At 55.0% G+C, this 14,569-nt stretch carries 13 protein-coding genes and 2 pseudogenes; 12 read left to right on the top strand and 3 right to left on the bottom strand.

Annotated elements, in window-relative coordinates:
* The 10 genes and pseudogenes from AC1MEA_RS21750 to AC1MEA_RS21705 all read left to right on the top strand — a co-directional run.
* Nucleotides 1-309: a hypothetical protein gene (locus AC1MEA_RS21750; protein ID WP_480918197.1), complete on the top strand. Its 309-nt coding sequence runs from the start codon at nucleotides 1-3 to the stop codon at nucleotides 307-309.
* Complete coding sequence (locus AC1MEA_RS21745) at nucleotides 309-989, top strand: hypothetical protein (RefSeq protein WP_480417354.1); 681 nt, start codon at nucleotides 309-311, stop codon at nucleotides 987-989. The genes AC1MEA_RS21750 and AC1MEA_RS21745 overlap by 1 nt, the downstream gene beginning before the upstream one ends.
* A 63-nt stretch (nucleotides 990-1,052) precedes the next feature.
* Nucleotides 1,053-2,693: a hypothetical protein gene (locus AC1MEA_RS21740; RefSeq protein WP_480417353.1), complete on the top strand. Its 1,641-nt coding sequence runs from the start codon at nucleotides 1,053-1,055 to the stop codon at nucleotides 2,691-2,693.
* Complete coding sequence (locus tag AC1MEA_RS21735) at nucleotides 2,693-3,127, top strand: tail fiber assembly protein (RefSeq protein WP_480417352.1); 435 nt, start codon at nucleotides 2,693-2,695, stop codon at nucleotides 3,125-3,127. Before AC1MEA_RS21740 ends, AC1MEA_RS21735 begins: the two co-directional genes overlap by 1 nt.
* Before the next feature lie 59 nt (nucleotides 3,128-3,186).
* Nucleotides 3,187-3,624, top strand: a complete 438-nt coding sequence (locus AC1MEA_RS21730) for a cell wall hydrolase (protein ID WP_480417351.1) — start codon at nucleotides 3,187-3,189, stop codon at nucleotides 3,622-3,624.
* Entirely contained in the window at nucleotides 3,621-3,935 is a 315-nt protein-coding gene (locus tag AC1MEA_RS21725; RefSeq protein WP_480417350.1) for a ubiquitination-like system serine protease family protein, read from the top strand. The genes AC1MEA_RS21730 and AC1MEA_RS21725 overlap by 4 nt, the downstream gene beginning before the upstream one ends.
* Nucleotides 3,932-4,306 carry a hypothetical protein gene (locus AC1MEA_RS21720; protein ID WP_480417349.1) on the top strand — a complete coding sequence of 125 codons (375 nt, stop codon included), beginning with the start codon at nucleotides 3,932-3,934 and terminating at the stop codon, nucleotides 4,304-4,306. Before AC1MEA_RS21725 ends, AC1MEA_RS21720 begins: the two co-directional genes overlap by 4 nt.
* The gene (locus AC1MEA_RS21715) at nucleotides 4,303-4,560 is read left to right on the top strand and encodes a hypothetical protein (protein WP_480417348.1); all 258 of its coding nucleotides are present in this window, start codon (nucleotides 4,303-4,305) and stop codon (nucleotides 4,558-4,560) included. The genes AC1MEA_RS21720 and AC1MEA_RS21715 overlap by 4 nt, the downstream gene beginning before the upstream one ends.
* A 997-nt stretch (nucleotides 4,561-5,557) precedes the next feature.
* On the top strand, nucleotides 5,558-6,496 hold the full coding sequence (locus tag AC1MEA_RS21710; protein ID WP_480417347.1) for a hypothetical protein: 939 nt from the start codon (nucleotides 5,558-5,560) through the stop codon (nucleotides 6,494-6,496).
* A gap of 306 nt (nucleotides 6,497-6,802) precedes the next feature.
* Nucleotides 6,803-6,895: pseudogene (locus tag AC1MEA_RS21705) on the top strand (DUF4113 domain-containing protein); the annotation flags it as partial.
* Between the two features lie 465 nt (nucleotides 6,896-7,360).
* Here the strand turns inward: AC1MEA_RS21705 and AC1MEA_RS21700 are convergent.
* The gene (locus AC1MEA_RS21700; RefSeq protein WP_480417346.1) at nucleotides 7,361-8,953 is read right to left on the bottom strand and encodes a diguanylate cyclase; all 1,593 of its coding nucleotides are present in this window, start codon (nucleotides 8,951-8,953) and stop codon (nucleotides 7,361-7,363) included.
* 533 nt (nucleotides 8,954-9,486) lie between these two features.
* Here AC1MEA_RS21700 and AC1MEA_RS21695 point away from each other — a divergent pair.
* A pseudogene (locus tag AC1MEA_RS21695) lies at nucleotides 9,487-9,600 on the top strand (hypothetical protein); the annotation flags it as partial.
* Nucleotides 9,601-9,772: 172 nt separating this feature from the next.
* Here the strand turns inward: AC1MEA_RS21695 and AC1MEA_RS21690 are convergent.
* Entirely contained in the window at nucleotides 9,773-10,105 is a 333-nt protein-coding gene (locus AC1MEA_RS21690) for a helix-turn-helix domain-containing protein (RefSeq protein ID WP_480417345.1), read from the bottom strand.
* A gap of 1,174 nt (nucleotides 10,106-11,279) precedes the next feature.
* On the opposite strand from AC1MEA_RS21690, the gene AC1MEA_RS21685 reads away from it, so the two are divergent.
* Complete coding sequence (locus tag AC1MEA_RS21685; RefSeq protein WP_480417344.1) at nucleotides 11,280-11,759, top strand: cupin domain-containing protein; 480 nt, start codon at nucleotides 11,280-11,282, stop codon at nucleotides 11,757-11,759.
* A gap of 1 nt (nucleotide 11,760) precedes the next feature.
* On the opposite strand, the gene AC1MEA_RS21680 is transcribed toward AC1MEA_RS21685, so the two are convergent.
* Nucleotides 11,761-14,439 carry an excinuclease ABC subunit UvrA gene (locus AC1MEA_RS21680; protein WP_480417343.1) on the bottom strand — a complete coding sequence of 893 codons (2,679 nt, stop codon included), beginning with the start codon at nucleotides 14,437-14,439 and terminating at the stop codon, nucleotides 11,761-11,763.
* Nucleotides 14,440-14,569 lie beyond the last annotated feature (130 nt).

The raw sequence follows: 14,569 nt of genomic DNA, 5'->3' as shown, positions 1-14,569 counted from the left end.
ATGCAGATATGGGGCGCCGACGGGGCGCTCCAGATTGACGAGAACTCATTCACTTGCCGGGTGGTTTTATCGGCTGTTGTTACATTCGCGGGAGGGGCTAAAACAAACCAAGATTTTTCGGTTCCAGGCTGTAATGCGAATAACTCAATAGCCGTTATGGTGCCAATTGGCCCATATGATGACAACAGCTTACAGCTCGAAACCGAAATGCTCGACGGAGTTGCTAGAGTTTATAATTACTGCAGGACATTCGCAGCCAGCAATGTTGTAGCAAACTCAATGCGCCTAAACGTTATAAGGTTCAGCTAATGACATTTGGATTGCAGTTCACCAATGCAAGTAACGTGGTGACGATTGATTCTGAGTACTCTAGGCTTTGTGTTATCACAAACGGTCGATATTCTCCAACTGAAGAGAGTGGGCTAGGGTCAACCACTTATTTCCCAAGGGCCATTACATCGCAGGAGCCACCATTGGTTTTTGTACGTCCGGATACGGTATCTGGAAGCGCCGGGCTATGCCTGATGAGGCTGATTGGATCTGCTGGAAATTGGACTGGATTTTATGTTCGGGCACTCGATGCGCTAACCGCACAGCCAAATGGGAGCTACTTTGTAGCTGCGTTCAGCGCACAAGCAGTTGCTCAGTTTGGAATGCGCCTATGGGACGGCTCTAGCAAAATGCTTTTTGATTCTGGAACAGCCTGCGCTGTATTTACCCGCGCGTTTCAAAATTGGACGTACGAACGAACCGATCAAGACCCACAAGGATTATACCGAAACTACTATTCCGTCCCGTTCAATTTTCCTCAGAACGAATTCATGCTAATAAATAGCTTCAGTATGGACATGGTTACGGGAGGTACTAGGGGGAGAAGGCTTTACTGTGTTTGGGATTTTGCAAATAGCAAACTCACAGCTAGAACAGTTGCGCTATCAAATCCATATGCATTTTGGCTACCTACCTTGTTTGCCAAAATGAATAACTGACATACCCCATTCAATCAAACCCGCCAAGTGCGGGTTTTTTATCGCCCGAATAAAGGAAAATCCATGACCTGGTACAAGCAGGGACTTGTTGCTGTCACGAATAATAGCAACGCGATCATCGGATCAGGTACCGCCTTCATTTCCAACGCACGTGTGGGTGATGGCTTTCGCGGTCCCGACGGTGGCTGGTACGAAGTCACCAATATCGCCAGCGACACAGCGATAGCCATCGCTCCGAACTATCAAGGGGTGACTGCTGCGGGAGGCGTATTCTCCATTGCGCCGATGCAGGGCTATGTCAAGGATTCGGCAGACAGACTGCGGGTCGTTACTGACCAGCTCAATGGTGTTCCGGAGGGCGTTACTCAGGCGCAGAATGCGGCCGCTGCATCTACCGCATCGGCATCGGCGTCAGCTACATCAGCTGCGCAGGCATCGGCATCAGCAGCGAGTGCCGCCACCTCGGTGACAGCGGCCTCAACATCAGCAACCAATGCGGCCGCCTCGGCAACCGCCGCAGCCACCTCGGCGACGGCAGCTTCAACATCAAAAACAAATGCCGCAAACTCCGCGACAGCCGCAGCAACTTCGGCTACCAACTCCTCTAATTCAGCGACGAACTCAGCGAGCTCTGCATCAGCGGCCGCTGCATCGGCGGCACAAGCTGCTCAGTTTCCCCTGGCGGGCGGCAACCTGACGGGAGTCCTCAACGACGCACCCACCCAGACAATCGCCTCGGCAGCCACGACCAACCTGGCAGCATCGACTTCAAACGTAGTAGCGATCAGCGGCACGGCGACAATTACAAGCTTCGGTACTCTGGCTTCTGGCCGGCGCTTCCTGCGGTTTCTGGGTGCGGCGACATTGACGCACAACCCCGTCTCGCTGATTTTGCCCGGCGGTATAAATATCACCACGGCAGCAAACGATACGATGGAGGTACTCAGCCTTGGCGGCGGTAACTGGTTCTGTCTGGAGTACAGTCGCGGAGGGAGGGGGCCGGATTTGATTACGGGCTCTGGCTATATAGATGGGCTTGTCCCTGTATGGAACAGCGCCTCGTCTGTCAGCGTTACCTCTGGCTCAGCATATATACCCGGACTGGGCGCGAACCTAGCCGTTCCTGCTATGTTGACGCTATCTTCTCTGAGCCTAACTGCAAGTACATGGTATTACCTGTATCTGTATAACAACGCTGGGGTTGCAGCGATTGAGCTGGTAACTGCAGCTCCAGATGTTGCGTATAGCGGTACGTCACGAACTAAGAGTGGGGACACATCGAGGCGCTTTCTTGCTGCGCTTAAAACGGGTGCTGGCGGAGCGCTTAGCGCGTTTATATGGATAAACAATGGGTTTGTCCAGTATAGCGAGGCTATTAATATAGCCCCTTTTAGGGCTCTAGTAGGCGGAACAGCCGGCACGGCAACCACGGTATCATTAGCTACTGTTGTACCCCCTACTACTAGGACTGTAGCGACAATAGTGTCCGCGTCAGGTAGCACCACAGCTATTTTTGACGTGTACCTAACTACCCCGGACTACATTGGTAGGATTTTAAGGTACGGCTCAGGCATCCCTAACACAATTGTGCGAACACCTATGGATTTGCAAACCGACGCTACTCAGCGAGTCTCGTACTTGGTTACAGGCGGTGTTAGCGGCTCCATTACACTAGACGTCTACGGCTACGGGAGTGACCGATAATGCCATACGCAATTAACGCAACAGGCTGGCGCGCAGTAGGCGACGACTTCACTGAGGCAGACCTTGCCCCCGGTGAAACCCTCGTCGCTGAGATCCCGCAGTCGCTCATTGACTCCATTGCTGCGCAGGAAGTCCTGCGGGCAGCCACTGCTGATCTCAATGTCCGCACCCGTCTGGCAACAGCGCAGGTGACCGCACTGCAGGCGCGGGTCGATACGATCAACGACGCTGTCAGCGGCGGTTACGCCCTACCAGAGGAAGAGGCCGAGCTGCCGACGCTGACCGTGCCCTTGGCAGCATGGAAGCGGTACCGCGTGCTGCTCGGGCGCGTAAGCACCCAGACCACTTGGCCGAATGATCCACTCTGGCCGGAGCAGCCAGAGCCATACACGAACGAAACTTCGTCTGCTCGACTAGCAGCCTCTTCCGCCTGATCTGTCACCGAAATTTATAGCCCGCCATGAGCGGGTTTTTTATTGCCTGGAGAAAACCAATGACCGCAACAGATCGCGACAGAGACGTGCTCGCCCGGACACTTTGGGGTGAATCTCGTGGAGAAGGCTATTCAGGAATGATCGCCGTGGCCTGGTCTATCCGCAACAGAGTGGATATCGACCTGCACAGTGACGGCAAGCCTGACTGGTGGGGCGAAGGCTATGCCGGAGTCTGCCAAGCGCCGTGGCAGTTCAGCTGCTGGAACAAGAACGACCCTAACTATCCATTCCTGAGCGGCGCGAAGCCGATCCCGGCTGGTGAGTTTGCGACTTGTCAGCGTGCGGCGGCAGCGGTGATCGATGGCGCGGCGCCAGACCCAACTGGCGGCGCGACTCACTACTACGCCACGACCATGCCCAAGGCTCCAGCATGGGCGGCGAAGGCCAAGCAGACCATGAATCTGGGGCATCACATTTTCTTCAAGGACGTGCCATGACAGCCTTCAGCCGATTGTCTCGCGTGCTGGCCAAGTCCGAAGAAGACCGGCTGTTTTTCGAGTGCCCGGGCTGCGACATGATCCACGGAATCTCGTACGGGCCAGGCGCCGGACCGCGCTGGGGCTGGAATGGTGATATTGAGAAACCCACCTTTACCCCTTCGGTGCTGGTTCGGTATCGCTGGTCTGATGGCGATCGTGTCTGCCATTCGTTCGTGACTGACGGCCGCATCCAGTTCTTGGGTGACTGCACGCATGAGCTCGCTGGCCAGACCGTTGATTTGCCCGACTGGGATGAGGAGGAGCTATGACGGATTCCGCGTGGAAATTGATCGGCGCAGCCCTGGCTGTGGCACTGCTGCTAACGCTGGGCGTCGGTGGCGGCGTATGGCTGGCATCAGGGCATTACCGACCGTTGCTCGACACCGCCGAGACCGATCTGGCCTCGGCCAAAACCATCAATGGCAACCTGCTGGCGCTGACCACTGAACAAGGGCTGGCGCTTGGTGGGCTGGTGCAGGCGGGCGAGAAGCGGCAGGAGGCCGCCAAGGTGGCAGTGGCTACGGCAAAGGAAGAGGCGAAGCCTGACTACGCTGCGGCGAACAGGATCCAGCAGGGGCATACAGGCGGTGACCCGGCCACAGCTGCGGCGTCGATTATCGATCAGGAGTTGGGGTTATGAGACTGCTACTGGTGGGGGCGGTGTTTTTGCTGGTGGGATGCGCTGTGCAGGAACCCGAAATACGCACTGTGCGAGTGGAGGTTCCGGTGCAGGTTCCGTGCAAGGCACCAATGATTGCGGCGCCGGCGTTCGCTGCGGCTGGCCTGAAGAAAGCAGATTCACTCGAGGTAAAGGTGAGGGCGCTGCTGGCTGAGCGTCGACAGCATATTGGCTATGAAAAGGAGTTGGTGGCGGCGGTAAGCGCTTGCCAGTAGCGCTCGATTCCCTCGACTGCGTGCTAATTTTTCGTGCCTACATTGTTGGTCGTAAAAATTAGCACGACCTCAATTCATGCAGGAAAACCGGAATAGGCTTCACGGCTGCTCAAGATGTGGTGGCCTGGCTCGAGATGGACGGTTATGAGCTACGCTGATTTGAGGATCAATCCATGCGGAAGGAGGGGCAATGGAGCAGCGCCTTATCTGGATCTGGCTGATAGTACTACTCACTACTTTTTGGGTCGCGGCCGTGACGATGGTCATCTATGCGATGGTTGAATAAGCAAAGCCCCGAAGGTTCGCGGCTTCGGAGCTTCTATTTTCGCCTCCATCCCTTAATGGGTGGTGAAGGTGTGCGATATATTACAGCGGCGCAAGGCCGGCTCACTACTGCTATGCGGGGATTGTGTTCGGTCGGCAGGACGCCGGGGAGGTTCTTGGGCCAATTTTCGGGCCAATGGTGCCAAGTCCTTTTGGCCCGCTCAATCTGCGCTAAAGTCTGTGAATATTTGGTGAAAAGGATGTCGTGGATACGAAAAGCCCGGCGCTAGTGTGCTGTTCTCGAAATAGCTTTTCTCAGATCTTGGCTACACTCTCCCTGTCATTCGTATGCGTCCGGGTATCCCGTCTTGCGTAACTAAACGGGTTGCCCGGACGCATACACTTGATCAAAGCGTCGCCCGCCTTAACAGTAATCCTTCCCTCCTGCATAAAGTAGTAAGCACAACCCTCCAATGAGCGCGCGGATAGCCGGTGTGCTCCAATCAAAGCAATTTTGCAACCAGCAAGTGGACATCGACTGACCGCGATTCCTCTTTTAATGCATAAAACCCGCTGATCTTGCCCTGCCATTGCAAACTGCATGATCTGGTGACATGAGAAAAAAATAACTAATTGAAATTAAACAATTTATTTAAACCATACGACTGGCACGCTGAGTGCATTTTCTTACAAGAGTTGTAACGCCATTTTTCACGCCGGGAGCAGAACAACCATGAACAGAACCTCTGATACTTATCTTCCCGCGGACGAGTCGAGCACCCTCTCAGGCGTTTCCTGGGGGGCGATATTTGCCGGGGCGGCGGGTGCCGCGGCGTTGTCGTTGATTCTGGTGTTGCTCGGGTTCGGCTTGGGATTCTCGGCGGTGTCGCCGTGGGCCGGTAGCGGCATCAGCGCCAAGGGCTTCGGGATTTCGACAATTGTCTGGCTGGCCTTCACGCAAATCGTTGCTTCTGGCTTGGGCGGTTACATAGCCGGTCGCTTGCGGGTGAAGTGGTCGAACATGCACGGCGATGAGGTGTACTTCCGCGACACGGCCCATGGTTTTCTTGCTTGGGCTGTTGCAACCCTGGTGACCGCGACCCTGGTGGTTGGCTCCGTAAGCAGTATCGTCAGCGGCGGTGTGCAGGCCGGTGCCAGCGTGGCGTCGGGTGCAGCTAGTGCAATGACCCAGGCTGCCGGAAGTGCCGCCAGCAACAGCAGCGGTGAGGATTATGGATACTTCGTGGATATCCTGTTCCGCGATGATCGTCCGGCGGCGGTCAGCGATGATGCTGCGCGCGGCAGCGTGACCCGGATCTTCGTCCACACGCTGAACAACGACGGCCAGTTGGCTGCGGAGGATCGGACCTACCTGAGTCAATTGGTCGCCCAGCGCACCACCCTCAGCCAGGCCGATGCCGAGCGCCGGGTTGACGAGGTGGTTGCCAAAGCTCGCAAGGCTGTGGATGACGCCAAACTTGCAGCCAAACAAGCCGCCGACACCACTAGAAAAGTCGCCGCCTGGTCCTCGCTGTGGATGTTTGTCACTCTGCTCTGCGGTGCGTTTTTCGCCAGCTTCGCCGCGACCTTTGGTGGGCGCCGCCGGGATGCCGTGGTGTATCTCGAAACCGAAGCCTATGTCACTTCCACTTCGCTCCCAACTGTTAGCTAATCCAGGAGAATGACCATGCGCTCATTACTGCTGTTATTCCTCGGTGTGCCAATCCCGATCATCATCCTGATCGCCTTGTTCATGCATTGATGGTCTGACGTTGCTGTTCAAAGCCGCTTTCCCGTAAGGAGAAGCGGCTTCTTTGTTGGTGCGCCGGGCATGGCACGTTGCGCGTAAACGCAACCAGTTTGGCTATGGTGGTCACGTTGGTGACTTGGAGGTGAAAGCCCTCCACACACCTGGCAAGGGGAAGTGTTAGCCAAAGGCAAGAGTGTCGCGGGTGACTGCGAATCGGTCGCGGTAGGGCCGGCAGAGCCGGATTGGGGGATGCGCAGAGAGATGATGAGCCAGAGTTATACAACGCGGATCGACCAGTTATGGACGGTGAGTTGTAAATAAGCGAGTGGCCAACCTAGGCGATGTCATGGAATTGAAAGTCGAGCTGATAAATAATTTGTGTTCTGTCGGCAGGACGCCGAAGGAGGGCGGAGAGGCTCTTGGGCCAATTTTTGGGCCGATGGGTGCTTTTTACCGCATGTCAGAGAGAGATAGGGAGGGTTTCGGCCCAGCAAGGTTGGCCTATACCTGCGTGCTAATTTTTCGCGCCTACATTGTTGGTCGTAAAAATTGGCATACAGCCCGTCGATCTTTACGTCTTCAAACCTGGTGTAAAGGAGGTCATTCGGACCGAATCCCGTTATCTGTTTAATTGCGGTCACCTTACCAGGCGTTTGCATCCGTATTGACCACTTCGCATACTACTTGGGCAGCAAGCTCTGGTTACCATCCATCAGAGGGATCTCCGCTACCGAATCGCTGTAGTGCCGTACAACGTTGATTCCAGTTAACAGGCAGGCACTCGCACTAAACGCAGTCCAAGCTATCAGCAGCCTCAACCCGGTTGCGCCCGTTACGTTTGGCCTTATAAAGCATATTGTCGGCAACCTTGAGAACGGCTTCGACATCTCCAGAGTCTTGGCTCCATTGAGCAACACCTAAAGAAATGGTGATTTTTCCTACAGGCCCAAACTGCGTTTGCTCCACCTGCCGACGAAGTCGCTCTGCTACCTCTTTGGCGACTGTAGAGCGAACGCTAGGAAGCAGAATAAGAAATTCCTCCCCTCCAAGTCGGCAGACCACATCCTCATCACGCGAGACGTTTTGCATTATCTTAGCCAAACTCTGTAACACCTCATCACCGGCATCATGACCATAGGTGTCGTTAACGGATTTGAAGTTATCAATATCCAATGATACCACTGAGAAATTGCTGCGCGCCGACTGCATCAAGTCAAGCGCCACATCTAGACCTCGGCGATTGTGTAACCCGGTCAGTGGATCTGTCTGTACGTCTAGGAGAAGCTTGTTGATCTTGTAATGTAATAGCTTGAAGCCAATCAACATCGCACGCTTGATTTCGGAGGACTCGAAATACCAGGAGTGAACGTTTTGAATGCGCTCAGCTGTGGTCGCTCGGTCCATTTTCTGCGCGCTATCAGCAAGTTCGCGCAAAGGTTTGGCGATAATTTTAGCGAACCACCAAATAAATAGCAGAGTTAAAATAGCCAGCGGCAGGGTATTTAGCAGCATGCTGGACATCAACCCACTAATCGGAGCCAAAGTAGCTTGTGTCGGTCGCTGGGCTACGACCCCCCAATGAGTCATCGGCACTATGGCGTAACCAGTCAGCATGTCAATACCGTGACTGTTATTAATACGCATGTCTCCTGTTTCACCACGAAGTACCGCATCGACAACCAGATTTTTTCCAACCTCTTCACCCACACGTGCAGCGTCTGGGTGATATAGCAAACGCCGACTCTGATCGACCACATACAGGTAGGAACCATCGTGGTAGTAATGCTCGCCGAGCAGGTTGTTGAGAATGCTTTTCTGCTTCAGGTAGATCGCGCCGCCGATATAACCTAAGTATCGCCCCGCGCTGTCGGTAACAGGGTGCGAAATAAAAACCAGCAGGTTACCTGCCGCTGAGATATAGGGCGCGCTGATTGCCGGCCGTCGCACATTCAAGGCTTCGTTTGCACCAGGCGAATTCAGCTTTTTCCCAAGAATACTAAGAGTGTCCGGAGATGTTGCTACTACCTTTCCGTTAGCGTCGACAAAAACCACTGAATTGAAACTGTTAGTCTGCAAGCGCAACCGTTCCGCTTCAGCCATAAGCAGTTCTGCATCCCCGAATTTTGCTGCAAGCAAGCTGGCACTGTAGGCCAGTTGTTGCTGCGTCGATTGCAAAAATTGATCAATGCTGTCAGCTAGTTTGCTTGCATAGGCGCGATTACTCGCAAGCGTATTATCGATCAGCAATTGACGCTGGACGCTATAGCTTGCGTAAAACGTATTGAACTGGATGACCAGGGCGCTGAGAAGCGCAAGAAATAGGATCAAGCGGCGTAAATTCACGCGAAAAAAATGTGGAAATTTGATATTCGACGCCATAGAACCAAATCCGAGTTTTTAGATAAAATATTCATTTTAGAGGGTGTATGCCTCTTTCCATGATTCGTAAGGCGCTTCTAACTAAATTGAACAGTATCCCATAACTCCTAAATTATGCGACGACTCACTTGCTTCTGACCGCAATGGCTTTGCGATGTCGCTTGAGTCTATCGCTGATACTCAATTATCTGCGACATAACATGCGATAGATATGGTGTTGAGAAGGATGGGAGGTGAACGCCATACGCTCTGGTTCCCACTCAGGGCAAAAATCTGGAGCCGCAGCGAGACACGCTGGCGAGTTTATGTCTGTCACGACTGACCGGAAATGGCCGATTGCTGCCGGAGTTCGAGATACCAGGCAGTTGCCATATGTTCATGCCGATTGGTCAAGTGGAGTGCGATTTCGCACTGAGTGGCGTGGATGAGATCGATGGCTGTCTTTATTCGCTGTCGTGGTATTGCAAGCCGCGTGATTGAGATTGTGTTCGGTCGGCAGGACGCCGAGGAGGCCAAGCCTTTACTTGGCATGCGACCTGAGTAAGTCCGAAAGTCTAGAGCAGAAGGTGAGGGCTCTGCTGGCTGAGCGTCGACAGCATATTGGCTATGAAAAGGAGTTGGTGGCGGCGGTGGCCGCATGCCAGTGATTTAGGTGTTGAGCTGTTTTGTACAAAATTGAACGATTGGGCGGCGAATGCTCCATCATGGGTATCATCCTTTTGAGCAGCCATCATGACCACGCGCGCCTTCGTAGAAGTGTTGATTGTGGCTGGGTCTTGTGTGGGGCATGGTCGCTTGGCTGGGATAGGAAGACCTCTCTTACCTATCTGGCTTCTCGGATCGCCCCTGGCCTGAGACCAGAATTTCGAATGCATTGGATAATATGGAAACGCCAGCTTTGAAATCATCGATGGCAGACAAGGTGGCCGCCTCGGAAAGGTTGGACGGAGGGGTGTAGCGTCCCGCGACCACATACAAAATATCAATTCCTATCAAGGATATCTTTTCCAGATAGTCAGCTCTCGGATATCGCTTGCCGCTCTCATACTTGCCTTGTGCATTGGGCTGGACACCGCCGATCTTCGCAAGATCCCGCTGCGTTATGTTGAGCTTCTGTCGCTCGCTTTTAAGGCGTACACCCATCTCAGTCATGCTCGCTTCCGTCTGCGCTGCTTTAAGGTTGTTTTCCAGCTTAGCAGCGCTCTACAAGGGTGTTAAGCGCAAGGAAAAGTCAGGTGGTAGGGCAGAGGTCAGGTCGCCAAGGGGAGGTAGGCAAGGCGTTTCCTCCGCAGGGAAGGAGTGATGCATATAAGGGAAGGTTGTTCGGTCGGCAGGACGCCAGGGGAGGCTACATTGGCTGATACCAATTCTGATACCAACCAATGCGTTCTAGCGCGTATTCGAAAGTGCTAACTCCTTGAAATATCTACTCATTACCACGCAATAAACCGCCTTTTAGACTGCATGGTGATGTTGGCAGTGGAGATCAAGGACGTTTTTTGACGAGAGGATTAGGTCGCTTTTTTAGTCTGCAAAACCCGCCGCTAAGCTTTCGGCGCGTACGGCTCACGGTATGCGGGATCGGCATAACGCAGGCTTTTTCCAAGTGGCGTCGCTACTGAGATTTTGAGCATTTGGCAGGGGTTTTTCCGGGCCGCAATCATTTGCCGACATGCGGAAACATTGGGCTGTATGGCAGGCTTATAGCTCTGTTTGCGGTCCGGAAAATCTATCACAGGGTGCGGCCTGATTGATTTTCCCGTGGGACTTAAAATCCCTCGTTCGTAAGGACGTGCCGGTTCGACCCCGGCTTCGGGCACCATTTAAAATCAAGGGCTTACACGCGATATCGCATGTAGGCCCTTGTTTGTTTCTGGTCCGCAATACATCGGGTGAGGGTTACTTTCTTGCCCTTGCGGATGTACTGCTCGGTCATTGCTCCATGCAGTTTCAGCCGGCACAGGGTCACGCCCTCCAGCTAGACCTGATCAAAGGCGTGCAGCGCTGAGGTAATCAGGCCGTACTGCCAAGATAAAAAACCTTGCCCACGCGGGGTTTTTTATTGCCTGGAGAAAAGTAGGATCGTGACAGAGACGCACTCTCCCGGACCTTGTGGGACAAAGCGCGCGGGGAAGGGCAAGCAGGAATGATTGCCGTGGCCTGGTCGATCTGCAGTCGAGTGGATATCGACCGGCACCATCGCCCTTCAGGTTCATCAGCTAAAACGCGCTTATGCTAGATATCCGATCAGGCTTCAAGTGAGACGCCTCTTGAGCCATATTGAGCCTGGCGCGGGCGATCAGAACGTGAAAACGGGGAGAGGTTGATGTCATCTATAAAAAGTCCAACTGCCATTATGGCGGCTGACGCTCCGAAACGGGCTAAGCCGAGCAGCTACCCTGAACCGTTCGCCTCGCTTATGTCGGGCAGGATCAAGCATCCGCTGGGCGATATTTTCGGTATCAAGAACTTTGGTGTAAACCTGACTCGACTGTCACCGGGCGCGGTATCCGCGCTGCATCATTGCCATTCTCGGCAGGACGAGTTCATCTACGTCCTTGAGGGCGAACCCACGTTATTCACCAATGAGGGTGAAACCAGGCTGCGGCCCGGTATGGTGGCCGGGTTTGCGGCAGGTGTGACGCCGCATCATCTTGAGAATCGCACTGAGTCCGACTGTGTGATTCTGGAGGTGGGGGATCGCGCATCAGGCGATACGGTGAATTATCCTGATGATGATCTCGAGGTGGCGCTGCAGGCGGACGGCCAGTGGCTGTTTAATCATAAGGATGGCAGCCCCTATTAGGTCATCGCCCTGCCAATGCTTTCGCCAAAAACGGCGCCGTCTTGCTTGTTTTAACACGGGCAACGGTCTCTGGTGTGCCGTGAGCCACCAGCTTGCCGCCTTGGTCGCCCGCACCCGGGCCGATGTCGATGACCCAGTCGCTTTGGGCCACGACGCGCATTTCATGTTCGACGACGATGACCGTATGCCCAGCGTCCACCAGGCTGTTGAGTTGTTTGAGCAGGCGATCGACATCGCAAGGGTGTAACCCGGTTGTGGGTTCGTCGAGAACGTAGAGCGTGGCGCCGCGTTGGATGCGTTGCAACTCGGTAGCCAGTTTGATCCTTTGCGCTTCACCGCCTGAAAGCTCGGTTGCCGGCTGGCCAAGTCGCAGATAGCCCAGGCCGATATCGCTCAACACCGATAGTGCACGCAGCACGCTTGGGTGCTGAGCAAATACCCTGACGGCGTCGTCCACTGTGAGTTGCAGCACTTGTGCGATGTTCAGGTCCTCCCAGGTGACTGCCAATGTTTCCTGGTTATAGCGCGCACCATGGCAGGTTGGGCATGGCGCGTAGACGCTGGGCATGAACAGTAATTCCACACTGACGAAGCCTTCTCCTTCGCACGTCGGGCAGCGGCCTTTGGCGACGTTGAAAGAGAACTGACCGGCGTCGTAATTTTTTTCACGTGCCTGCGGCGTTGTCGCGAACAGCTTGCGGACACTGTCGAACAACCCGGTGTAGGTCGCCAGGTTTGAGCGGGGCGTGCGTCCGATAGGTTTTTGGTCTACCTGCACCAGTCGCCGAATGGACTCCAGGCCCGCCGTGACCTGCCCGGTGCTGACGGGCGGGGCATCATCTTCGAGGCTTAATTCTTCTTGTTCTGCGCTAGAAGCGCTGCGCCCTAGGTGTGTCCCGACCAACTCCAGCAACGCCTGGCTAACCAGGCTCGACTTGCCTGATCCGGAAATGCCAGTGACGGCCGTAAAGCAACCCAATGGGAATCGGGCTGAAAGGTTGTTCAGATTATTGCGGGTGATGCCCTTTAGTTGAAGCCAGCCCTTTGCCTCGCGCCTGGTTTGAATCAGGGGCGAGGGCTCAGCAAATAGATACAGCCGTGTCTGAGACGCTTTGACATGCGCCAGCCCGGCAGGCGGTCCGCTGTATAACACGCGACCACCATGCTCGCCGGCCGCGGGGCCGACATCGATCAGCCAGTCAGCGCGGCGCATGGTTTCCAGGTCATGTTCCACCACAAACAATGAATTGCCAGCCGCTTTTAGTCGCTGCAACGCGTCGAACAGTGCCTCGCCATCAGCGGGATGCAAGCCTGCGGAGGGTTCGTCCAGCACATAGATGACGCCGAACAGTTGGGAGCCCAATTGGGTTGCCAGGCGCAGACGCTGCAACTCGCCGGATGAAAGCGTCGGTGTGCTGCGTTCCAGGGCCAAATAGCCGAGGCCCAGGTCGGTCAGGGTGCTGACCCTTGCCAGCAAATCCTGAGCAATACGCTGGGCTGCCAGGCGTTTTTCCACGGACAGGTTGGGCGTGTGCCTGACATCTGGTGCGGCTTGATGCGCCGAGCCTCCGTGAGCGACGCGTTGCTTGCGGGCTTCCTGAGTCTGGACTCGGTTCAGCATCGGCTCGCCGCGATCCTTGTCATCGGTCTCGTTATCGATGAAGGAATTTGCGGCAACCGGGCGTAATACCTCGGCGAGGCGCAGCAAGGGCATTTGCGATAGTTCGCCAATGTCTAAACCGGCGAAGGTCACCGACAAGGCCTCACGTGTGAGGCGTTTGCCTGAGCATAAGGGGCACTGGCTGCCGAGCATGAAGTGCGCGACGCGCTTTTTCATCAGGGCACTTTGCGAGTGGGCAAAGGTGTGCAGAACATAACGGCGAGCCCCGGTAAAGGTGCCTTGGTAGCTGGGTTCAAGTTTGCGCTTGAGCGCTTGCCTTGTTTCTTGTGGCGTTAGCCCGGCATAAACGGGCGCGGTGGGCTGTTCGTCGGTGAACAGAATCCAGTCCCGCTGTGCCTTAGGCAAATCGCGCCAGGGAATATCGACGTCGTAGCCCAGAGTCACCAGGATGTCGCGCAGATTCTGTCCTTGCCACGCGGTTGGCCAAGCTGCGACGGCGCGCTGGCGGATGGTTAGCGCGTCGTCCGGGACCATTGATTGCTCTGTTACCTCGTAGACCCGGCCCAAACCATGGCACTGGGGGCAGGCACCTTGCGGTGTGTTGGGCGAGAAGTCTTCGGCATACAGCATGGGCTGTCCTGCAGGGTAGCTGCCGGCACGCGAATACAGCATTCGGATCAAACTCGAGAGCGTCGTGACGCTGCCTACGGATGAGCGTGTACTCGGTGTGCCACGTTGTTGCTGCAGGGCGACGGCCGGAGGCAGGCCTTCGATGGAGTCGACATCGGGCACGCCAACTTGATCAATCAGACGCCGTGCATAAGGTGCGACCGATTCGAAGTACCGCCGCTGCGCTTCCGCGTACAGCGTGGAGAACGCCAGCGAAGATTTGCCTGATCCTGACACGCCGGTAAACACCACCAGCGCATCACGGGGGATATCGACATCCACGTTTTGTAAGTTGTGTTCCCGGGCGCCACGCACTCTGACGAAGCCTGAACTGTTCACCAAGAGAGCCGAGAGCTTTTGATTGTCAGGTGTGCTGCGCTGCGAGGTCATGATCAAGCCTTATAAGAAGTGCCAGCGACTGAAGATGCATTTTACTGTCGCATTTTCATTGATGCGTTACAGGGGCGCGGTTTGTCTATAGGGCAATTAAAAACAATCCAAATGACTGCCATGCAATTCG

The organism is Pseudomonas sp. ASL8, assembly GCF_056680355.1.
The sequence above is the reverse complement of the archived record's forward strand: the minus strand, read 5'-3'. Positions and strand labels throughout refer to the sequence as shown.